Below are 19,805 nucleotides of genomic sequence, written 5' to 3'. Positions count from 1 at the left end.
TATTTAGCATAAAACACCGCCCCCGGCACGCCGGGGGCGGTGTTGTTCTTATGATCAGGCCTTTTTCTTGGAGGCCTCGCGCATCCGGGCCGCATGGTCCAGCAGGCGCTTACGCAGACGCAGGGACTGGGGGGTGACCTCCAGCAGCTCGTCGTCGGCCAGGAACTCCAGACACTGCTCCAGAGACATCTGGCGGGGGGGAGTGAGGCGCAGGGCGTCGTCAGAGCCGGAGGCACGCATATTGGTCAGCTGCTTCTTCTTGCAGACGTTGACGCTGATGTCCTCCTGCTTGGGGGTCTCGCCCACCACCATGCCGGCATAGACGGGCACGCCGGCGCCGATGAAGAGCACGCCGCGCTCCTGGGCGTTGAACAGGCCGTAGGTCACGCTCTCGCCGGTCTCGAAGGACACCAGAGAGCCGGAGTTGCGGCGCTGGATCTCGCCCTTCATGGGGGCGTAGCACTCAAAGACGGAGGCCATGATGCCCTCGCCCTTGGTGTCGGTGAGGAACTCGTTGCGGTAGCCGAACAGGCCGCGGGAGGGCACCAGGAACTCGATCTTCATACGCTCGCCCACGGGGGTCATCTCCAGCAGGTCGCCCTTGCGGGAGCCGATTTTCTCGATGACGGCGCCCACGCTGTCGGAGGGCACGTCCACCACCAGGCGCTCGATGGGCTCGCACTTCTTGCCGTCGATCTCCTGGAAGAGCACACGGGGGGGAGACACCTGGAACTCGTAACCCTCACGGCGCATGGTCTCGATGAGGATGGACAGGCTCATCTCGCCGCGGCCGGCCACGTTGAAGGCGTCGGTGGAGTCGGTCTCGGTGACCCGCAGGGACACGTCCTTCATGGTCTCCCGGAACAGACGCTCACGCAGCTGGCGGGAGGTGACGAACTTGCCCTCCTTGCCGGCGAAGGGGGAGTCGTTGACGGAGAAGGTCATCTCGATGGTGGGGGCGGAGATCTTGACGAACTCGATGGGCTCCACTGCGTCGGGGGCGCAGATGGTGTCGCCGATGGTGATCTCGCCGATGCCGCTCATGGCGATGATGTTGCCGGCGTCGGCCTCGGTGACGGGCACCTTGCCCAGACCGTCAAACTGGTACAGAGCGGTGGCCTTGGCCTTCTTGGGAACGGCGTCGGGGTCGTGGTAGTTGCACACCACGATCTCCTGGTTCTGCTTCACGGTGCCCCGCTCAATGCGGCCAATGGCGATCCGGCCCACGAACTCGTTGTAGTCGATGGAGGACACCAGCATCTGGAAGGGAGCGTCCACATCGGCCTCGGGGGCGGGGATATAGTTGACGATGGTCTCGAACAGGGGCACCAGGTCGGTACCGGGCTGGTCGGGGGAGTAGGAGGCGGTGCCCTGACGGCCGGAGCAGAACAGGGTGGGGGACTCAAACTGCTCGTCGGTGGCGTTCAGGTCCAGCAGCAGCTCCAGCACCTCGTCCATGACCTCGTGGATGCGCTGGTCGGGGCGGTCGATCTTGTTGACCACCACGATGACCTTGTGGCCCAGCTCCAGGGCCTTGGACAGCACGAAGCGGGTCTGGGGCATGGGGCCCTCAGCGGCGTCCACCAGCAGGATGACGCCGTTGACCATCTTCAGGATACGCTCCACCTCGCCGCCGAAGTCGGCGTGGCCCGGGGTGTCCACGATGTTGATCTTCACGTCCTTGTAGTGGACAGCGGTGTTCTTGGCCAGAATGGTGATGCCGCGCTCACGCTCCAGGTCGTTGGAGTCCATGACGCGCTCCACCGTGGCCTGGTTCTCACGGTAGATGCCGCCCTGCTTGAGCATTTCGTCCACCAGGGTGGTCTTGCCATGGTCGACGTGGGCGATGATGGCTACGTTGCGTAATTTCTCGTTCTGCATATTCCTTCTCCTTCAGCGGCGGGGCGTCCATCCTCCGCCGCATAAGATCATAATCAGCTCGACTCTTAATTATACTGCATACCTTACGGGCCATGCAACAGCTTTCCGCAAAAAAACCAACAAAAACCCGCATCTTTCCCGCCCTCAGCGTTGACACCGCCCGGAAATTGGGTTACAATAATGCGGCATAGGCGGATTTTTGTTCCGCTGACAAAGTTAGATGCGCCTGTAGCTCAGCAGGATAGAGCGACCGCCTCCTAAGCGGCAGTTCGTTCGAGTCCGTGGGCGGAGGAAAATTGAATATTTTTGATATATGTCCCAGTAGCTCAGTTGGATAGAGCACGAGCCTCCTAAGCCCGGGGTCGCACGTTCGAGTCGTGTCTGGGACGCCAAAAACACCGCTGCAAGCCATTTTTCGCTGGTTTGCAGCGTTTTTTATTTTGCTTCTCCCGGTCTCTTGCTCGTTTGGGACCGGGAGAATTTTATGCGCTGCAATGTATATCCTGCTAAGAAGAAACGAACAATTTCCACGTTCCTGCTAAGAAAAATCCCATCTTTGCTAATTGGAGTTTTCGGACTTACCTGCCGCCTGGTGCCGCCGAGAGCAGCGCAGCCAGGGTATTTGCCAGTTCCGGCGACTGCCGGAGCTGTTCCACCAGGGCCTCTAGGTCAAGCGTCGCCGGTGCCGGTTCCTTCGGCTCCTCTGGGGGACGGACCGCGCGCAGGTTGGGATTTGCGTAGAAGGCGCTCTCAAACTTCTGGGCGTTGATCTTGCGGTCCTCGTCCAGGATATGGGCATACACGCTGGTAATCATGTCAATCTCCGCATGGCCCGTGTCGCCTTGGGTGGCCTTCAGGTCGCCGTGGTTCAGTTTCAGCTTGTAGGTGGTGCTGGAATGACGGAGGGAATGAAAGACCACCCTGGGCAGCCCTGCCTTCTCCCGCAGCTTCTCAAACTCCTTCAGGATGATGCGGTCCTCGCAGGGGCGTCCGTTGGGCAGCGCCACTACCAGGTCATAATCCTGATACTTGTCACCGAGAAAGCCCCGCAGCTCATCCTGGGCTTTCTTCCATTCCCGCAGGATGTAGGCCAGCGTCTTGGGCAGCCACACCTTGCGGATACTGGAATCCGTCTTGGGCTTTTTCAGAATCACCCTGGTGCTGGTGTTGGGAAACAACGGCGTAAAGATGTGGTAGACATCCTTCTGCCCCAGCATCTCAATGGCCCGCTTGGAGGCCCGCGCCAGCTCCTTGTCGATGAAAACATAGGCGTTGTCATCGGCAATATCGTCATCGGAGATGTGGACATTGTTCCAGGTCAGTCCCAGGATCTCGCCCATGCGCAGAGAACAGGCAAAGGACAGATTCATCGCTACATAGAGCTTGCTGTCCGTACACTGGTCCAAAGCGGTGCGGATCATATCGGCGGTCCAGATCTCCCGCTTCTTGTACTCCGTCTTGGGCAGGATCACATTTTCAAAGGGGTTCTTGGCGATCAGCTCCCACCGTACCGCCTGCTTGAAGGCGCAGCGCAGGAGTTTGATAATCTTCTCGATGGTGGCGTTGGTGACCAGGTCCGTCTTTGCGTGATGGGTTCTGGTATTCACTGCCGGGGTTTTCTGCAAGGTCTGAATGTATTTGTCCACCACCCGCGGCGTGACCTCCTGCACCTTCAAATCCCCAATGATGGGGTTGATGTAGTTGGAAATCAGCGAGTTCTGGCTGTCATACATGGACACGCCCCATTTCTTTTCCCCATAGAGAGAAACAAAATCCAAAAGAAATTCTGCGATGGTCTGATTGCTGGGCGGAAGGAAGGTCCCCGTGAACTGCTGATTCTCCACCTCCGCCTTGCGCTTCAATGCGTCCTGATAAGAGGTGCGGGTCTCCCATTTCTGCCGGGTCTCACCGTTCTCATCCGTATAGTTGTAAACGATGGAATAATTCTTTTTCCGTTTGATGATCGATGCCATAGCGATACTTCCTTTCTAAGTCATAGGTCGAGCGACTCCAGCCACTCATCGAATGACCGCTTGGAAATGCGTATGGCGTTGCCAATTCGTACGATCTTGAAGTGTCCTTCCTTCACGAGAAGGTAAGCGGATGTGCGGCCAATACCCAGGATTTGAGTAATGTCCTCTACCGTATAGGTTCTTCGTTCCGGGGACTCCTTCTTCGTACCGTTCCATGCTTGTGACATGGCAACCCCCTTTCTAAAACAAGAACGGCGCGTAGAAGGAAGGTCATAATTTGCCTATCCTCATTTTAACGCGCCATTCCGGGTTTGTCTGCTGCTAATCAAAAAGTTTACGAACTATCCATAAACTTAAAGCAACAGGATTTGCTTAAAAAGAAAGAGGCAGAAAACGGATGGCTGCTGGCACAGCTCCACGGGAATTTCACCCCGGCCCATACTGATGGGTGCGGCGCACGATGCTTTGCGGGCGTCCAATGCGCGAGTCTCATTATCCTGCCTGCATATCATCGCCCACAGGCTGCCACACCTGTTTTACTGCCCGGTTTTGTCGCCCACCTGTTTGGCAGGGGTCCCGTCCTGCGGACTTGCAACAGGGTCATGGCGCACTGGCCGACCGGCTCCACGCAGACAGATCGTATCCGTCTGCCTTATGCTGCGCCGGAGGCCTCCCGCCGGGCTTTCTTTGTCAAGGAACTTTCGTCTTGGCTGTCGGATCGCCGGGGCAAGGAAAGGGAGCCGTGAAACTTGCCCCGGACGATTTTAGACCGGCAGTACCTTGAAACCTGTTACGATGCTATGGATCAGCTTCGTTTCCAGCCTGAGCCGCATATCTTCATCCACATACAGGTACTCGTTCCCATACTCGTCCTTCACAGGCCTGGTGGCAAGAGCCCGGATGTACTTCTGATAGTGAGCGACCACGGCGGCAAGGGCGTTCTCGTCACCGTTCACGGCTGCCAGGATCACCGGCACCGGGATCGGCTTCACTTGTCCGGCCATTCAAATCCCTCCTTCATCAGATACTCGCGCAATTCTTTCAGTGTAACGAGCCGCCGCTTGGATACGGTCTGATGGACGATGTTCAGTTTCTCGCTGATCTCACGGTCCGTCATACCCAGGAAGTAGGACAGCAGGATCACATCCCGCTTGCCCTCCGGCAGCTGCGCCAAGGCGTCAGCCAGAAGATCGCCGGCAACGACTACCGGAAGTCCCAGCACTTCAAAGACATGCTCGCCCATAAAGTGCTTGTCCCACACGGCGGTCTGTTCCAGCTCAGAGGCGGTCAGCTCTCCAAAGGATTTTTCCTGGGATTGGAGACTGGCAAGCTCGCGCTGGATGTACCGGGCCTCATTCTTCAAAACTCTGACACAGAAAGCGCCAAACTGATTTTGAATACGCTGCTCATAGGAGTCTTTCATTTTCTCACCTCCCTTCGCGCCGCACGGGTGCGGGGTGGTGATCTCCTCCCTTTCGCCTCAGTAATGCAAGGTTTGCGATTTTGGCAACCGCGAAAGGAAGAAAATTTTTATGAAAGGCTCCGCCGTATGGTGGAGGCTCGCATAAACAGCAAAAAGCGCCTGTCTGAAAAACACAGACAGGCGCCAATGAACTATTAAACGCTTTTATGTAATCACACAGTTCATACTCGCGAGTAGAATGTGCCCCGGTAGTAGCCGGGCTTTTTTTGATGGTGCGGTTATTGTCTTATTTTGTCGAAATGTTTTTTGCCTCACGGCGGCCCCTCCTAAAGCCGCCATAATCTTTAGCGTGTGGTCGTCATTCCTCTAAAGGAAAAAAAGAGCGGCGGCCTTGATTTGTTCAAAGCCGCCGTAAGGGTGGGACAAAGGCGTGATTATTGTCTGCTGGACGACGGCTTTTTTTCTTTTGCCGTCGTCCGGCAGGTTCAATCTTATTTACTGTTGATGAGCCGCATCAGCATCAGCCTGGGTGATTTGCCCGTTGTCAACCGCATCATTGAGGGCCTTATTCAGTTCTTCGTCAGATGCATAATTGCCGATGTGGACGGACTCGCCATTCTCCTTGGTAACATCGACGCTATATTCAGATACCACATCCTCGGAGGGGGGGATCATGGAGTAGGTGTCTCCCTCGCCGTTATCTTTGGAATATAGAACTCCATTTTTGATGCTTTCAAGTGTTTCTTGATATTCGGCAATGGTGGCTTCCACGCTTTCCTGTGTCCATTCATGGAAAACGCCCTGTCCATCATACCAGCCATCGCCTGTGCCGATCAGCGCCTCCAGTTCTTTCCTTTGTTCGGCAATCCACTTTTCATACTCCTCTGCCGTCCACCATTCAACATCCGGCGCTGGGTTATTTTTCTCATAGTCCGCTTCGGCAACCCAATTTTCGCCATCGGTGCTAATGCCATCGGCATCGTTGAAAAGGATGTCGGTGCTTGACGTTTGCGCCGTTTCTTCCGCCGATGTTTTAGGCGTATCGGCGGCCTGTGCGCTGGCATAGGTAAAACCTGCAAGGCTCAAGCACAAAGCCCCACATAGGCTTACCGCCAGCAATTTTCTGCTGTTCATTGATAAAACCTCGCTTTCAAAAAATTATAGCCGTCCTTTGGAGGACGACTATAATATAACAGAATGACTTGGATATAGTTTGCAAGGAATATGGATTTTAGATGGAGTTGTCAGCACTTCTTTTTGAGGACATTTCAAGCCAAAATAGTACGCCTCTGCTTGAATTTTTGATACCATACTTAGCTTGGTGCAATTCCATAATTTTGCGAACAATATAAAGACCTAAGCCTGTCCCACCAGTATTACGGTTGCGGGAAGTATCAGCCCTGTAAAATGCCTCAAACAAATGGGAAATCGTATCCTCTGGAATATGGACACCTGTATTTTCAATTTCACAGTAAATGGTATCGTTTGCTTTTGCCAAAGATACGCGGATCAATTCGCCGTTTGGAGAATACCGAATTGCATTTACCAAAATGTTCTGGATGGCTCGCTCCATCTGCGCCGGTTCCAGCTCACATAAAAGTTTGTCAGGAATATCTACCTCAAGACGTTGCTCCTTTTGGGATAGCAAATCTGTTACACCGGCCATCTGTACTCGCATCAATTCTGCGAAATCAACCAGTTTGCTTTCAGCCTTTTGCTTTCCGTCTGCTTTAGAAACATACAGCAATTCTTTTACCAATGCTTCCATTTTATCGACAACGGCAAGTGAACGCTCCATATATTCCTCATGATTTTCATATCCCTTAACCTTGTTGAGCATCCCCATGAGATGACCTTTCAAGATCGTCAAGGGTGTTTTTAGCTCATGGGATGCCGCTGAAAAGAAGTCCACCCGTTGGCGTTCCAGTTCCTGTTCTTTTTCTATATCTGTCCGAAGTTGCTGGTTGGCAATCTGAAGCTCTTTTAAGGCAGTTGATAGGGAGGACGACAGCGAATTGAGATTATGTGCCAAACTCCCTAACTCGTCATCACGCCCCTCTTTGCATTGACCAGAAAAATCTAAGTCGGCCATCTGCTTTGAGATTTTGCTTAACCGCACGATGGGGCGAGTAATGTATCTTGCATAGAGGCCAGCACATAAAAGCGATAGCAAAAAGACCATTAAAATGACATACGGAAAAATAGCCTTCAAAATTTCTGTTGTCTGCCGTACCGCAAATAGATCCACTTGAACAGCCAGTGTATAATTTTTCCCGCTTACCAAAGTAAATGGATAAAAATTTGTTGACGTTTCACCAGATGGGACGGCATCAATATACGGCATATTTTCATCATAAGTAATAGCAGTATCCCTATCAACAGTTTCAGTTTCCGTCGTTGTACCAGAGGGAAAGACGATATTACCATTTTCATCCTCTATCCAAAATGTAGCGTTCGCGCTCTTTGAAAAGTCAGATAAAGCATCTTCACAATCAGAAATATCGCTATAACTTTCCAGGTGGTCTACAAGTTGAATAGCGGCATTTTCTGTATTTTGATTTATCGTGTTTGAGTATGTCCTGGGCAGCAGCTTAGAAACACAAAGGTATGTCCCACTACAAGCTACCCCTAAAAGCAAAAAAGTAATAAGAAATATCTTGACAGATAACTTCTTTTTAATTTTCTTTATCAATTCTATATCCCACCCCTCTAATTGTTTCTATATAGTCAGCATCCAACTTTTTTCTGATATTCTTAATGTGACTGTCTACAATTCGATCCTCTACAAATGTTTCACTGTCCCACAGACGATCAAGCAGCATTTGTCTGGTAAAAACTTTTCCCTGGTTTTCGAGCATGAGCCGGAGTAATGAAAATTCCTTTTGCGTTAATACAATTTCTTTTCCTTTGTGATATAAATGGAACCCATCAATATCCATACACAAATCTTTATAGACAATCGACATTTGTTTTTGTGTGTCGGATGACCCGCGACGAAAAATGGCGGCGATTTTGTAGAGCAGAATTTTGGGAGAGAACGGCTTGGGAATATAGTCATCAATCTGCTGTTCAAACCCTTTGATTTGATTTTCTTCGTCCGACAGAGCCGTAAGCATAATAATAGGGACTTGCGATCTTTGACGAATGACCTCACATACCCCATAGCCGTCAATCTTAGGGAGCATAATATCCAGCAATACAAGGTTAATCGTATCGTCAAACTTTGCAATCCCGGTTACACCATCTTCGGCAATCACGACTTCATAACCAGCATCCGTAAGATAATTTCTTAGCATATCTTGAATTTCGATGTCATCTTCAACAACTAATATTCTTTGCATAAATCCGCCTCCTCGAGTGAGTATATCACTATTTGATGGATTTTTTATGGAGAGATAAAATATCTGTTTTAGTCACTAATCCTTTGCTCTGTTTTCAATCTTCCGTCTACGGGTTTTTCTGCTCCTTTGGGTATCAGCCAAATGCGACTAAACTTCATTGCGCCGGGTATACGGCCACCCTCGCAAAGTTTCTGCACCCGCCTTTCGGAAATGCTCCATTTTGTTGCCGCTTCAGCGCAAGATATATAGTCCATGTTCGCACCTGTCCCTTCTACTTAAAATCTTTTATGATATATTATATACGGTCAAACGAACAATATCAACATCATAATATGAATTATATTGGCTATGCAAAGGAACTATATAGACATATTCAGAAAGAAAGGTGAACAGTAAAATGTAATTGGGTGAATAAATATGGCAAAAAGGCCGGTAGAGAAAATCGACTTCCGCCCTTATGGAGCGGCAATCAAATTAGCGAGGAAAGGGCACAAGGAGTCTCGCAACAAAGTCGGAGACGAGATGTACCTGTCCCCCCGCTATCTTGCAAATATTGAGAACAAGGGGCAGCATCCGAGCGTCCAAATCTTTTTGGAACTCATGTCCCGTTATCATATTTCCGTGGACCAAATCCTTTTTGGGAATACAGGGAGCGGAAAGTCCACCGCATGCCGTCAGCTTGACGCCTTAGTGAAAGAGCTGACCGACAAGGAGATACAAATTCTCATTGCCACCGCGCAGGCCATTTTGGACGCAAGGACGGACGGTGAGGAATAGTGTTCCCGGTACGACTGTATAGGAACTGTCAGACGCTATAAACGATAAGTTTATGGCGTTTTTTCTTTCCAGGAGGTAGCCAAATCTTCCGTTTCCGTATTACTAAGGTACGAAAAGGGTAACGATAGCAAGCACAGCAAGCGAGTACCCGCTTGCGATTTTTGGCTTTAGGGAACCCTCCCCCTAAACCCGAAAAATGCTTGTTGGGAACATCCCAAACCCTGATACGAAAAGAGGCGAGATACCACGATGGCAAACCGAAAACGAAATATCCAGGTGAAGTTCTATGTGACCGCCGAGGAAAAGGAACTGATGGAACAGAAGATGGCCCAGCTCCAGACAAAGCGGATCGGTGCCTACCTGCGGAAGATGGCGATTGACGGATATATCATCCAGGTGGACACCAAGGACATTAAGGAGATGAACAAACTTCTGTCCGCCATTGGCCGGAACATCAATCAGATCGCCAAGCGGGTCAACGCCGGAGGCCCCACCTATCAGGCCGATATGGAGGAAATCCGGGAAAGGCTGGATCAGATATGGCAGTTACAAAGACGCATCCTATTAAGTCAACGCTGAAAGCGGCGATTGACTATATCTGCAACCCCGACAAGACGGACGGGAAACTGCTGGTGTCCTCCTTCGGCTGCGCCGCCGAGACCGCCGACATTGAATTTGAATGGACACGCCGCCATGCCATTGACAAGGGCACGCACCTGGGCCGCCACCTGATCCAAGCCTTTGGGCCTGGGGAGGTCACGCCAGAGGAAGCCCACCGGATCGGCATGGAACTGGCATGGGAGGTCCTGGGCGGCAAATATGAATTTGTCCTCACCACTCACATTGACAAGGATCACGTCCATAATCACCTGATTTTCAATGCGGTCAGCTTCACCGATCACAAGCATTACCATTCCAACAAGCGCAGCTATCACGAGATACGCCGGGCCAGCGACCGGCTGTGCAAAGAACACGGCTTGTCCGTCATCGTCCCTGGCCGGGATAAGGGCAAGAGCTACATTGAGCATCAGGCGGAACAGAGCGGCACCAGCTACAAGGCGAAGCTCCGCTCCGCCATCGACCGGCTGCTGCCCGGCTGTATCGATTTGGAGGATCTGCTCCGCCGCCTCCAGCGGGAAGGGTACGAACTGAAACGGGGCAAGTACATATCCGCCAGGGCTCCGGGTCAGGAGCGGTTCACCCGGTTGAAAACCCTGGGTGCGGACTATGCGGAGGAAGCTCTGACCGCCCGGATCGCCGGCAGGCCAGGTCCTTCCCGCCAGCCGAAACAGCGCACCGGGAGGCCCAGTCTGCTCATTGACATCCAGAACAATATCAAAGCCCAGCAGAGTGCCGGTTACAAACATTGGGCAACTATTGAGAACCTAAAACGGGCAGCGGAAACGCTGAACTTCCTGACGGAGCATGGCATTGGAAGTTTGGAGGAATTGTCCGAGCGGTGCGATGGGGCGGCAGCCGCCACCGCCAGGATAAAGGCGGATCTCCGAACCGCCGAAAAGGAAATGGAGCGGCTGACCCTCACTATGAAGCACGCTGCCACCTATCGCCAGCTCCGCCCCCTGTATGACCAATACCGCCAGTCCAGGGACAAGGAGAAATTCCTCCGGGGGCATGAGAGTGAGATCATCCTGTTCGAGGCGGCGGCAAGGGAACTGAAACGCCTGGACGCCGTACCCTTGCCTGCCGCCCAACGGCTCCGGGCCGAAATGGATGAACTCACCGCCAGAAGGATCGCCCTGCAATCGGAATATCGAAAAGCTCAGCGGGAGGAACGGGAGTATGACACCCTTCGCCAGAACGTGGAGGCCCTGCTGGAAAAGCCAAGAGAGGCTAAATTGCAAAGGGGCAACGAACTGGAATAAAGCCAAAAACGTTTTAAGCATAGCAAAAGGGCGGCTCTTATTCCGCCCCTCTTACAACTATATAGTTATAATTTTTTCCCAAGGATAATTCGGATTAGTAAAGTGCCCGTATGTCGCAGTTTGCATATACTTCATGTTCTTCAAATCCAAACGTTCTATTATTGCTTGCGGACGAAAATCAAAATTCACTTTGACTATTTCCATAGCAGCGGGTGAATATACTCCGTCCACAATCATATGTAGCATAGCAGGATGTTCTTGTCCGAAATTATAAGATACAGAAACACAACATTCTTGTGCATATCCATTTGCAACAATATTCTTTGCAACAAATCTACACATATATGCAGCACTACGGTCAACCTTTGAAGGGTCTTTTCCAGAAAAAGCTCCCCCGCCATGTGGAACCAGTCCGCCATAAGTGTCAACCATTATTTTTCGTCCTGTTAGGCCGGTATCATTCTCAAATCCCCCACGGATAAACCCTGTATCTTCATCAATTTCTATATTTGCGGCATCTATATCATAAAGCACTTCATTTTTAATGCGAGTTCTTAAACTTTCCAAATCCGCATCGGATTTATGTTGCACATTTACAGTGAGTTTTTCCACATTATTCCCGCAAAGTACAGCTTGGATTTTCCCATCTGGTAGGAAAGCGCTTGTTTCCTTACGATATGAATCCAGCCTTTTGGCTATGGTGTTAACTAACCAGTAACCATACGGCAAGTAGTTGTATTTAGATCTACAAGCATACCCATACATTACACCTTGGTCACCTGCGCCACCATGTTCTATAGCTGTTTCTAATTGCGGTGATTGTTGAGAAATAAGGTCAATCACCTTAATGGGCTTAAAACCTGTTATTTGTTGATATAATAGTTGGCTACTCTGCGTAATTTTAATATTGGCCGAACTACTAACTTCACCAGCAACGATAAGCGTATCAGATGTTCCGAGGCACTCGATTGCAGTATGAGCACTTTTGTCAGCTTCGAGATACAAATCTAAAAGACCATCACTAATTTGATCGCAAATTTTATCTGGATGCCCACATAATACACTTTCGACAGTGTATGAATCATTGATATATTTCATATCTTTCCTTCAACTCTTCCCATTCTCTTGATAGTTGTTTATTAAGCTTTTTATATACAGAATCACTTAGCGGTGCTTTATTATAGGCTAAAATTGTCTCATAGTCTAAAAAGAACAACACCGCTTCTTGGAGTAGTTGTTTATCATCCGGTTTACTTGCAAAAAACACTTTGAATTGATCAAATAATTGTTCCAATTTTCCGATAAAATTGATGTGATGTACTAATTCCGTAAAAAACAAACCTGAAAGTAAAATCTGTAAAATAGGAATAGCAATCAGATTATCTTTAATTCCAATATAAGCAATTATTAAGAATACTACCCCACATACAACATTTTTTATAATTATTTGTGGAAGCATGGCCTTAGCAATATTCTTGGTAAAATAACAATTTTCTGCACAATTTACAATCATTTTATACGGGCCCTGGCATAGTTGATCATTAGTATAATATCCTTTAACAGGTTTTTCTAAAAACTTTGACCCTAACGAATTATCAATAAATCCTTTTCTCCGTTTGCGGGCAGTAGCTGGATACAAAAATGTTTCAGAGTAAACATTTAGTATATAGTATAAAACAATTATCAAAAAATAAAGTAGGTTAATTATATTATATATTCCATGTACCGTATTATTTTCCGAAAAGTAATCTAAAACAGGCAGGGCAACAGAACATATACTAATAATCCATAGTCCAATGGTTTCTATCTTCCTACATATACCCAATCGATCATAATCTGTCTCGTAAGGCAAAAAACGTTGAACACTTTGCTTTTGCATTAGCACACACCTCTTTTGAAAAATTTTACCATGCATTTTCTTAAAAGTAAAGAAATCAAAAAGAAGCGGGAGCGTCACCCTCAGCCCAAACCGAAGGCAGCGCTCCCGCTCTGCTATGGAAAAGTGTTCAAAACAGCCTCTCCGAACCCCTTAAATCGGAGGAGCAGACCCACATGGGAAATCATAAGGGTGGCTCCCGGAAAAGCCGCCACAGGCGATTTTTCAGCCCGTTTTCAACCCCTATCTGCACACTTTTTCGAGCGTGCGGACTGGTAATGGGGGCAGGCGATAAGAACCGCCCGGAAACTCTGCTTGCAGGGATGGACACAGCCCTTGCATAGCTTGTTATACTGGCGCCTGCCGTTCTCGCCCAGGAAGAACGCCCATTCCAGACGCCATTTCTTGCTCCGGCTCATAAGTCATGCTCCGGGGGCTTCTTCTGATGAGCCTTGTCCGGGGGCTTGCGCTCGCCGCACTCCCGCTTTGCGTCCTCCAGCCGTTCCCGGATAGAGGGCTTTTTCTCCGGCGTGGTTCTGCGCGCCTCATCCTGGGCTTTCTCCAGTTCCTCCCCACGGCGGCCGTTGTTGATGATCCCGTCGATCATCCCATAGTCGTCCTCCAGAGTCATTTCAGCGGTGCGGAGAGGGTTTTCCTGCTCCACCGGCAGGGCGACAATCTGACCGTTCAGGTTGATGAACTGCTCCGGCTGCTTGAAGTGCTCCATGTACTTCTGCGCCAGTTCCGGGGGCAGAGAGGTGAAGGACTCCTCGCCGAGACCCACCACCAGGAATGTGCCAGCCACAATGTCGTAAATCTCCCCATGCTCGTCCCGGAGGGAACGGTTCAGGTCCAGGCTGATGAGCTTGCCTTCGTCGTTCAACACCAGCCCCACCGGATCGTCAAAGGGATAGGAGGCGGCAATATCGCCGCCCACCTCCGCTTGCAGCGCATGGAGGCCGGGGTCGATCTCCTTCACATAGGGTTCCTTCATGGGCTCCACCACCAGGACGGTCAGCTTCTCCGGCGCGGTATGTTCGGGGGTGTCTCCGCTGGGGATGGCAAAGGCGCGGCTGCCGTTGGCCATGATAAGATACTTCCCGTCCTCGGACTCATGGTGGAAACCGTATCCGGCCGCCTCCATCTGTTCCCGGCTCATATCCGTCACATGGAAGGTGCCCCTGGGGGTCCGCACCGTTTCGCCGGTCTCACGGTCGTCCGGGGTGGGCGCCGCTTGCTGGCCGTACAACTCCGCCTCATATTCCCGGTTTGCCTGTTCCGCAAAGGCCAGCATCTCGTCCACATGGGACTGATCCGGGTTTTCGATTGCCTCCCGAATTGCCTGGGGGTCCACATCCAGACATTCCTCATAGCCGGTGGCGTCCTTGAACTTCTCGATCTCCGAAGGCAGATAGTCCTCCTGGGTCTGTCCCAGGGCGGCCAGCTTCTCGTCCAGGGCGGAGATACGCCCGGCCATCAGATTTTCGTAGATTTCTTCCTTCGCCGCGTGTTCCTCCGGGTGCTCGGCGGCATACTGCGGATCGTTCTGCCGGAAAAACTCGTCCATATCGTAGGCAAGGTCCATGGCCCATTCCGAAATTTCTTCTTCGGGGATGTCGTCCTGGAAGGTCATTACCCGGTATTCCTCCGGGATGCTGCCGCGCTCGCCATCGTAATACTCATGGAAGCTGTCCCCGGTGTCCCGCACATAGCCCAGGTCGGTGAACTGACCGCTTTCCTCCAGGGCGATGTCCCGTCCGTATGCCTCATAGTCGATGTAATTGCGCAGATGCTCCGGCACCTGCATAGCGTCCAGTTCCTCGATGTAATACCGGCCCAGATCGTCGTGGTCGTGGATGTCGGGGTAAACATCGTAGCAGTCCAGGTTCTCCGTCAGGTTGATAAGCTCCTGGATGCTGCCCGTGTGATCGCCGATCTCCATAGCCGCCTGGAAACGCTCGTATTCATCCTGGCTCATATCATCCAGTTTGGAGGCCAGGTAGTTCAGTTCGTCCAGGTTGGCATACTCGCCCAGCAGGTCATAGAGACCGTCCACATAGCAGTCGTAGTCCGTGATGAACCATTCCTCATAGGTCTGCCCGAAGTCGTCCTTCGCGCCGATCCCGATGCGCTCAAAGACCTTTTTCAGTTCCTCCGCCGTGGTGGGAAACTTCACCCATTCACCCACAAGGGCGCCCTCGTTGTACTTGCCCAGGTTGGTGATGAAGGCGGCAAAGGGATAATCTTTGTCATAGTCATAATGGGGCATACCGACACCTCCTTACAGTTCCGGCGCAGACTTTTCCCGATGGGGCTGCGCCTTGCTTTGACCCGCACACTCTTTCCGGCTCTGCTCCAGCCGCTCCTTGATGGAGGGCTTTTTCTCCGTCTGCTTCTCCTTGGGGCGCTCATGCTCCCACTCATCGCCGGAGAGAGTGAGATAGCCTCGGCTCGTAAAGCACCCCTGTTCCTCCTGCATGGCGTGGTTGCCGAAGGGAACGGGATCAATAGCATCCAGCAGCTCCGGGGGCAGAAGGACGTCCAAATGCTGCGCCAGATAGCGCCAGCCCACATCCTCCACTTTGCTGATGTTGTTCTCCAGGATGAAATACTCCGTGTTGGCGGGAAACTCTCGGAACTGCTCCCAAGTGGTCAACCGGAAGGGGGACTCCTGCACAGCGGCCAGGAGGTCCCTATCCTCCGGGGAGAGGGAGGACAGAGCCCGAAGCGTTGCCTCCTGCTCCGCAGGTTCCCCCTCCTGGGGGAGCATTGCTTTCAGATCGTTCAGCGAAATATCCGATTTACTTTTTGCCATTCACACCCTCCTTTCGCTTGGGAAACTCCAGTTTGAAGCGGACATACTTTTCTCCGGTATCATCCAGCACCACCACCGCGTCATAAGCGGCGCCCTTCTTTTCAGACCACATCCCCCTGACGGAGGTGCGGCCCTTCTTCAAAAGGTCGGCGGCCATCTTCTTTGTCAGCTCCTTTTTGCGGGAGGTCCAGAAACGGTCGTCCTTCCACAGCACGAAGCGGCAGGAGCGGTCGGAGCAGTAAAAATTCTTTTTGCCCTCGTAGACCGGCTTGCCGCAGCGGGGGCAGAGGCCCACGGTCTCCCGCTCCGGGGCGAACAGTTTCTGACCTTCCTCGGAGATATGGGAATAGGTTTTTACCAGCTCCCGCGTCATTTCAGAGATCCCCGCCATGAAAGCGGCGGGGTCTCCCTCGCCCCTGGCGATGGCGGTCAGTTTCTGTTCCCACTCCGCCGTGAGCATGGGAGAGGTCAAAGTGTCCGGCAGGACCGTAACCAGGTTGATCCCCGCCTTGGTGGGGATGACGCTTTTTCCCTTGCGCTCCACAAAACCGGCCGCCACCAGCTTTTCCAGGATCGCCGCCCTGGTGGCCGGAGTGCCCAGGCCCTTGCGCTCGACGTCCTCCGGCATATCGTCTTTCCCGGCAGTCTCCATCGCCGCCAGGAGGGTGTCCTCCGTATAGGCTTTGGGTGGGGTGGTGAAGTGCTCGGTGACAGCGGCCTCCACCTGGTCAAAAAGTTGACCCTCGGTGAAATCCGGCAGGGTGGCGGGTTCCGCCTCGCCCTCCGGCTCCTCCTTCAGGGAGGCGCGGAAAATGCGGTCAATGTCCTTCCATCCCAGGGACAGCACACGGCGGCCCTTGGCGGTGAAAGCCTGCCCGCCGCAGGTAAAGGCCGCTGTGACAGTCTCGTACACAAAGGGCTCCGCAACCGCGCACAGCAGCTCCCGGCACACCAGCAGAAGGATATTGCGCTCGCCCACGGGCAGTTCGGATAGACTGGCCTTCTCCAGCTCCAGGGTAGGGATGATGGCGTGGTGGTCGGACACCTTCTTGTCATTCACCAGCAAAGTCACATCCGGGAAGAACTCCTTGCATCCATCAAAGGGCGGCAGCTTGGCCGCCAGGTGGAGGACCGCCGAAGCGGTCTCCGCCATGTCAGAGGTCAAAAATCGGCTGTCCGTCCGGGGATAGGTCAGCAGCTTCTTCTCATAGAGGGATTGCGCGTAGTCCAGCGTCTGCTTCGCCGTGTAGCCGAACACCCGGTTTGCCTCCCGCTGCAAGGTGGTCAGGTCGTAGAGCTTGGGCGGCGCCTCTTTCTTCTGTTCACGGGTGACGGAAGCGCAGACCGCCTCCGCACCGGCACAGGCCGCCCGCAGGGCCTCCGCCTCCTCCGGAGCGGCGATCTTCTCCGATACCGCCTCGGCTCCGCCCAGGGTCAGGCGTACATGGTGGTACTTCTCTTTGCGGAACATTGTGATTTTGCTGTCCCGGTCCACCAGCATGGCAAGGGTGGGCGTCTGCACCCGCCCCACATTCAGAGTGCGGTGATACAGCACCGAAAAAAGCCTTGTGGCGTTGATCCCGATGAGCCAGTCCGCTTTCTGGCGGCAGAGGGCGGACTGGTACAGCGGGTCGTACTCCGCACCGGGGCGCAGGTCAGCGAAGCCCTCCCGGATCGCCGCGTCCTCCATCGAGGAGATCCACAGACGGGAGAAGGGCTTCCGGCATCCCGCCATCTCATAGACCAGCCGGAAGATGAGCTCGCCCTCCCGCCCGGCGTCGCAGGCGTTGACCAGCTCGGTGACATCCTCCCGGTCCATAAGGCGTTTCAGGTGCTGGAAGGCGTCCTCCTTGTCCTTCGCCAGCACATAGCGGAAGGGCTCCGGCAGGATGGGAAGGTCGTCATACTTCCACTTCTTATAGCCGGGATCGTACCCAGCCGCGTCCATCGGGGACACCAGATGCCCCACGCACCAGGAAACGATGAGCCCATTCCCCTCAAAACAGCCATCGGCCCTGGATGTGACACCCAGAGCCGACGCAACGGCTTTTGCAACACTCGGTTTCTCGCAGATCACCAGCTTCATTTCGTATCCTCCGTTTCTTCCTCCGGTTCAGGCTCATCCTCGTTGATATATTCCTCCTCGTCCGCAAAATCGTAGTCATCCGGGTCCGCGCTGGCCTTGGACGCCTGCTTGGGACGGATGAACTTGCTGTAGGCGAAGGCTCCGCCGCCGCCCAGCACCACCAGCACCAGTACCAGCGCCAGGGCGCCCATGCCCCCGGACTTCTCCTCCTCCGGTTCGGGTTCGGGCTCCGGCTCCGCGCCGGCGCACTCGGCCATATTCACCGCGCACACCTCGCAGGAAGTGTTCACCGCCCCGGCCTGGCATTTCTCCGTACAGGTGCAGACCGCCGGTGCCTTCTGGGCCTCGCCATCCTCCATCAGGGCAAGAAGGTCCGCCTCGTCCACCTGGTTCAAAAAGTGAACGGCGGTCTCCGCGTCCTCGTTTGCCCGGTCGATCAGGATGTAGAAATAGTTGCCCGCCTTGGTGGTGACCGTGATGAGCTGCTTGTCGCCGTAGAAATCGTCCACCAGGGTGGCGTTGCCCTCCGGGGTCAGCGGCTGTCCCTCCGGCTCCATGCCCCCGGTGCTCTCCTCTGCGGGTTCCTCCTCGGCGGGCTCCGTCACTTCCGGCTCGGCGTTTTCTGTATAATAGGGTTCTCCCTCTCCGCCACCGGCGAAGGCCGGAACCGCAAAAGCCGTGGTACAAAGTACCACGGCCAACATCGCCGTAAACAGCCGGATGATCTTTTTATTCTTCATACTCGGCGTCCTCCACCTCGTTCTCGCCGGGGTCAGCCGACGCCTCCGCCTCCATCATGCCCTCCGGCAGGGTGATGAGGCCGCTGGCGTAGGCCTTCAGGAAGGCGGTCAGTTCCTTGTTGTCCATCCGCACCGCCTTGACCATGCGGACGATCTCCAGGTTTTCTTCCTCGGTGAGCTGCGCCTCCAATTCCCGAAGGCGCTTCTGCTGGGCGGAGATCTTCTCCTTTGTCTTTTCAATATCCTTGCGAATCTTCTCAACCGTTGCCATGTGTGTAAAACTCCTTTCCAAATCGTTCTTTCCATGAGTAGTTGCGGCCCAGACCCTGGACTGTTTTCAAATTGGGACGGGCGTTATCCTCCAGCATGATGGCACGCCGGAACAGATCCGGGTGGTGATCCCGAAGCCGGATGATTTCCTCCGCCCTCATGCTGGGGCAGAAAAAACAGGACGATTTTCCCGGCTGGGGCAGCCCTGCCGCCTCGATCTGCCGGATGCAATCGTCCCGTGTCCATCCCCATTCCATCAGGGGATACCACTTGCTGTATTTTCGGTCGGCCAGGTCTCCCAGCAGCACCTTGTCGCTGCGGTAGCCCTCGCCTGCGTCGTAGCCGATGAATTTGACTACCCGCTTGCCCGCCTCCCAGGTTCGGCGGCATGGCGGGTAATGGTTGCAGAACTTTTCCTGCGGCCCGATCTTGTGTTTCAGGGAACACCGCTTGAAGCCGTAGGCGATGGACGGAAGGCTGCAACTTTGCAGACATTCATCCTCCAGCGTCAGCCGTTTTCCGTCACGGGTGGTCTTATACACTCTGGTAATGGGCGGCATCCCGTGGTCCTTCAGCCAGCGGTCCATCACATCCAGATAGGCGTAGGTGTGGGGATGCTCCGCCCCCGTATCCGCAAAGAGAATCAGGTCTACCGGGATACGGTGCTGGTGCAGCCCGATCAGAAGGGCGGTGCTGTTGGCGCCGCCCCCATAGGAAACCATATTGATGCTTCATCACCT

Annotated in this window: 20 protein-coding genes and 1 tRNA gene; 4 read left to right on the top strand and 17 right to left on the bottom strand. The window is 53.2% G+C overall.

What is annotated here, in order from left to right; genetic code table 11:
• Positions 1–54 precede the first annotated feature (54 nt).
• Complete coding sequence (typA, locus tag B5G40_RS11435) at positions 55–1,881, bottom strand: translational GTPase TypA (protein WP_087272531.1); 1,827 nt, start codon at positions 1,879–1,881, stop codon at positions 55–57.
• Between the two features lie 315 nt (positions 1,882–2,196).
• On the opposite strand from typA, the gene B5G40_RS11425 reads away from it, so the two are divergent.
• Positions 2,197–2,273, top strand: a tRNA-Arg gene (locus B5G40_RS11425).
• A gap of 186 nt (positions 2,274–2,459) precedes the next feature.
• Here the strand turns inward: B5G40_RS11425 and B5G40_RS11420 are convergent.
• The 8 genes from B5G40_RS11420 to B5G40_RS17360 form a co-directional block, all read right to left on the bottom strand.
• Positions 2,460–3,854, bottom strand: coding sequence for a site-specific integrase (locus B5G40_RS11420; RefSeq protein ID WP_206407234.1), 1,395 nt, complete (start codon positions 3,852–3,854; stop codon positions 2,460–2,462).
• Between the two features lie 20 nt (positions 3,855–3,874).
• The gene (locus B5G40_RS11415; protein ID WP_003510854.1) at positions 3,875–4,081 is read right to left on the bottom strand and encodes a helix-turn-helix domain-containing protein; all 207 of its coding nucleotides are present in this window, start codon (positions 4,079–4,081) and stop codon (positions 3,875–3,877) included.
• Between the two features lie 537 nt (positions 4,082–4,618).
• A complete protein-coding gene (locus B5G40_RS11410; protein ID WP_087399696.1) occupies positions 4,619–4,858 on the bottom strand; it encodes a helix-turn-helix domain-containing protein in 240 nt (79 codons plus the stop codon).
• Positions 4,843–5,277, bottom strand: a complete 435-nt coding sequence (locus B5G40_RS11405) for an RNA polymerase sigma factor (RefSeq protein WP_087399695.1) — start codon at positions 5,275–5,277, stop codon at positions 4,843–4,845. Before B5G40_RS11405 ends, B5G40_RS11410 begins: the two co-directional genes overlap by 16 nt.
• A gap of 495 nt (positions 5,278–5,772) precedes the next feature.
• Entirely contained in the window at positions 5,773–6,411 is a 639-nt protein-coding gene (locus B5G40_RS11400; protein WP_087399694.1) for a hypothetical protein, read from the bottom strand.
• A 97-nt stretch (positions 6,412–6,508) separates the two neighbouring features.
• Positions 6,509–7,969 carry a sensor histidine kinase gene (locus B5G40_RS11395; protein ID WP_087399693.1) on the bottom strand — a complete coding sequence of 487 codons (1,461 nt, stop codon included), beginning with the start codon at positions 7,967–7,969 and terminating at the stop codon, positions 6,509–6,511.
• Entirely contained in the window at positions 7,953–8,618 is a 666-nt protein-coding gene (locus B5G40_RS11390; protein ID WP_087399692.1) for a response regulator transcription factor, read from the bottom strand. Before B5G40_RS11390 ends, B5G40_RS11395 begins: the two co-directional genes overlap by 17 nt.
• A gap of 68 nt (positions 8,619–8,686) precedes the next feature.
• Positions 8,687–8,872, bottom strand: coding sequence for a DNA-binding protein (locus B5G40_RS17360; protein ID WP_087399691.1), 186 nt, complete (start codon positions 8,870–8,872; stop codon positions 8,687–8,689).
• Between the two features lie 163 nt (positions 8,873–9,035).
• Between B5G40_RS17360 and B5G40_RS11380 the strand changes: the two genes are divergently transcribed.
• The 3 genes from B5G40_RS11380 (at position 9,036) to B5G40_RS11370 (ending at position 11,278) form a co-directional block, all read left to right on the top strand.
• A complete protein-coding gene (locus B5G40_RS11380) occupies positions 9,036–9,395 on the top strand; it encodes a helix-turn-helix transcriptional regulator (protein ID WP_087399690.1) in 360 nt (119 codons plus the stop codon).
• 249 nt (positions 9,396–9,644) lie between these two features.
• Positions 9,645–9,974 (top strand): plasmid mobilization protein, encoded by a 330-nt coding sequence (gene mobC, locus B5G40_RS11375; RefSeq protein WP_087399689.1) that lies wholly within the window; start codon positions 9,645–9,647, stop codon positions 9,972–9,974.
• Positions 9,935–11,278, top strand: coding sequence for a relaxase/mobilization nuclease domain-containing protein (locus B5G40_RS11370; protein WP_087399688.1), 1,344 nt, complete (start codon positions 9,935–9,937; stop codon positions 11,276–11,278). Before mobC ends, B5G40_RS11370 begins: the two co-directional genes overlap by 40 nt.
• A gap of 57 nt (positions 11,279–11,335) precedes the next feature.
• Here B5G40_RS11370 and metK read toward each other — a convergent pair whose 3' ends face one another.
• From metK to B5G40_RS11325, 8 genes are all read right to left on the bottom strand, one after another.
• Positions 11,336–12,376 (bottom strand): methionine adenosyltransferase, encoded by a 1,041-nt coding sequence (gene metK / locus B5G40_RS11365; RefSeq protein WP_087399687.1) that lies wholly within the window; start codon positions 12,374–12,376, stop codon positions 11,336–11,338.
• A complete protein-coding gene (locus tag B5G40_RS11360; RefSeq protein WP_087399686.1) occupies positions 12,360–13,157 on the bottom strand; it encodes a hypothetical protein in 798 nt (265 codons plus the stop codon). Before B5G40_RS11360 ends, metK begins: the two co-directional genes overlap by 17 nt.
• A 412-nt stretch (positions 13,158–13,569) precedes the next feature.
• Positions 13,570–15,423: an antirestriction protein ArdA gene (locus B5G40_RS11350; protein ID WP_087399684.1), complete on the bottom strand. Its 1,854-nt coding sequence runs from the start codon at positions 15,421–15,423 to the stop codon at positions 13,570–13,572.
• A gap of 12 nt (positions 15,424–15,435) precedes the next feature.
• Positions 15,436–15,969, bottom strand: coding sequence for a hypothetical protein (locus B5G40_RS11345; RefSeq protein ID WP_242959408.1), 534 nt, complete (start codon positions 15,967–15,969; stop codon positions 15,436–15,438).
• The gene (locus B5G40_RS11340; RefSeq protein WP_087399683.1) at positions 15,956–18,055 is read right to left on the bottom strand and encodes a type IA DNA topoisomerase; all 2,100 of its coding nucleotides are present in this window, start codon (positions 18,053–18,055) and stop codon (positions 15,956–15,958) included. Before B5G40_RS11340 ends, B5G40_RS11345 begins: the two co-directional genes overlap by 14 nt.
• Positions 18,052–18,795 (bottom strand): DUF4366 domain-containing protein, encoded by a 744-nt coding sequence (locus tag B5G40_RS11335; protein WP_087399682.1) that lies wholly within the window; start codon positions 18,793–18,795, stop codon positions 18,052–18,054. Before B5G40_RS11335 ends, B5G40_RS11340 begins: the two co-directional genes overlap by 4 nt.
• Positions 18,785–19,066, bottom strand: coding sequence for a DUF4315 family protein (locus B5G40_RS11330; protein ID WP_087399681.1), 282 nt, complete (start codon positions 19,064–19,066; stop codon positions 18,785–18,787). The genes B5G40_RS11335 and B5G40_RS11330 overlap by 11 nt, the downstream gene beginning before the upstream one ends.
• Positions 19,053–19,793 carry a phosphoadenosine phosphosulfate reductase gene (locus B5G40_RS11325; protein WP_087399680.1) on the bottom strand — a complete coding sequence of 247 codons (741 nt, stop codon included), beginning with the start codon at positions 19,791–19,793 and terminating at the stop codon, positions 19,053–19,055. Before B5G40_RS11325 ends, B5G40_RS11330 begins: the two co-directional genes overlap by 14 nt.
• Positions 19,794–19,805: the final 12 nt, after the last annotated feature.

The sequence above is a fragment of the Flavonifractor sp. An9 genome, assembly GCF_002161245.1.
GTDB lineage: Bacteria > Bacillota > Clostridia > Oscillospirales > Oscillospiraceae > Flavonifractor > Flavonifractor avicola.
This window is presented reverse-complemented; position numbering and strand designations above follow the sequence as displayed.

Bases quoted from the DNA above. Each gene is read 5' to 3' on its own strand.
- B5G40_RS11360 (WP_087399686.1), bottom strand. From the start codon at position 13,157: ATGCAAAAGCAAAGTGTTCAACGTTTTTTGCCTTACGAGACAGATTAT.
- B5G40_RS11410 (WP_087399696.1), bottom strand. From the start codon at position 4,858: ATGGCCGGACAAGTGAAGCCGATCCCGGTGCCGGTGATCCTGGCAGCC.
- B5G40_RS11335 (WP_087399682.1), bottom strand. From the start codon at position 18,795: ATGAAGAATAAAAAGATCATCCGGCTGTTTACGGCGATGTTGGCCGTG.
- B5G40_RS11350 (WP_087399684.1), bottom strand. From the start codon at position 15,423: ATGCCCCATTATGACTATGACAAAGATTATCCCTTTGCCGCCTTCATC.
- B5G40_RS11390 (WP_087399692.1), bottom strand. From the start codon at position 8,618: ATGCAAAGAATATTAGTTGTTGAAGATGACATCGAAATTCAAGATATG.
- B5G40_RS11345 (WP_242959408.1), bottom strand. From the start codon at position 15,969: ATGGCAAAAAGTAAATCGGATATTTCGCTGAACGATCTGAAAGCAATG.
- B5G40_RS11330 (WP_087399681.1), bottom strand. From the start codon at position 19,066: ATGGCAACGGTTGAGAAGATTCGCAAGGATATTGAAAAGACAAAGGAG.
- B5G40_RS11380 (WP_087399690.1), top strand. From the start codon at position 9,036: ATGGCAAAAAGGCCGGTAGAGAAAATCGACTTCCGCCCTTATGGAGCG.
- B5G40_RS11370 (WP_087399688.1), top strand. From the start codon at position 9,935: ATGGCAGTTACAAAGACGCATCCTATTAAGTCAACGCTGAAAGCGGCG.
- B5G40_RS17360 (WP_087399691.1), bottom strand. From the start codon at position 8,872: ATGGACTATATATCTTGCGCTGAAGCGGCAACAAAATGGAGCATTTCC.
- B5G40_RS11340 (WP_087399683.1), bottom strand. From the start codon at position 18,055: ATGAAGCTGGTGATCTGCGAGAAACCGAGTGTTGCAAAAGCCGTTGCG.
- typA (WP_087272531.1), bottom strand. From the start codon at position 1,881: ATGCAGAACGAGAAATTACGCAACGTAGCCATCATCGCCCACGTCGAC.
- B5G40_RS11415 (WP_003510854.1), bottom strand. From the start codon at position 4,081: ATGTCACAAGCATGGAACGGTACGAAGAAGGAGTCCCCGGAACGAAGA.
- mobC (WP_087399689.1), top strand. From the start codon at position 9,645: ATGGCAAACCGAAAACGAAATATCCAGGTGAAGTTCTATGTGACCGCC.
- B5G40_RS11405 (WP_087399695.1), bottom strand. From the start codon at position 5,277: ATGAAAGACTCCTATGAGCAGCGTATTCAAAATCAGTTTGGCGCTTTC.
- B5G40_RS11400 (WP_087399694.1), bottom strand. From the start codon at position 6,411: ATGAACAGCAGAAAATTGCTGGCGGTAAGCCTATGTGGGGCTTTGTGC.
- metK (WP_087399687.1), bottom strand. From the start codon at position 12,376: ATGAAATATATCAATGATTCATACACTGTCGAAAGTGTATTATGTGGG.
- B5G40_RS11420 (WP_206407234.1), bottom strand. From the start codon at position 3,854: ATGGCATCGATCATCAAACGGAAAAAGAATTATTCCATCGTTTACAAC.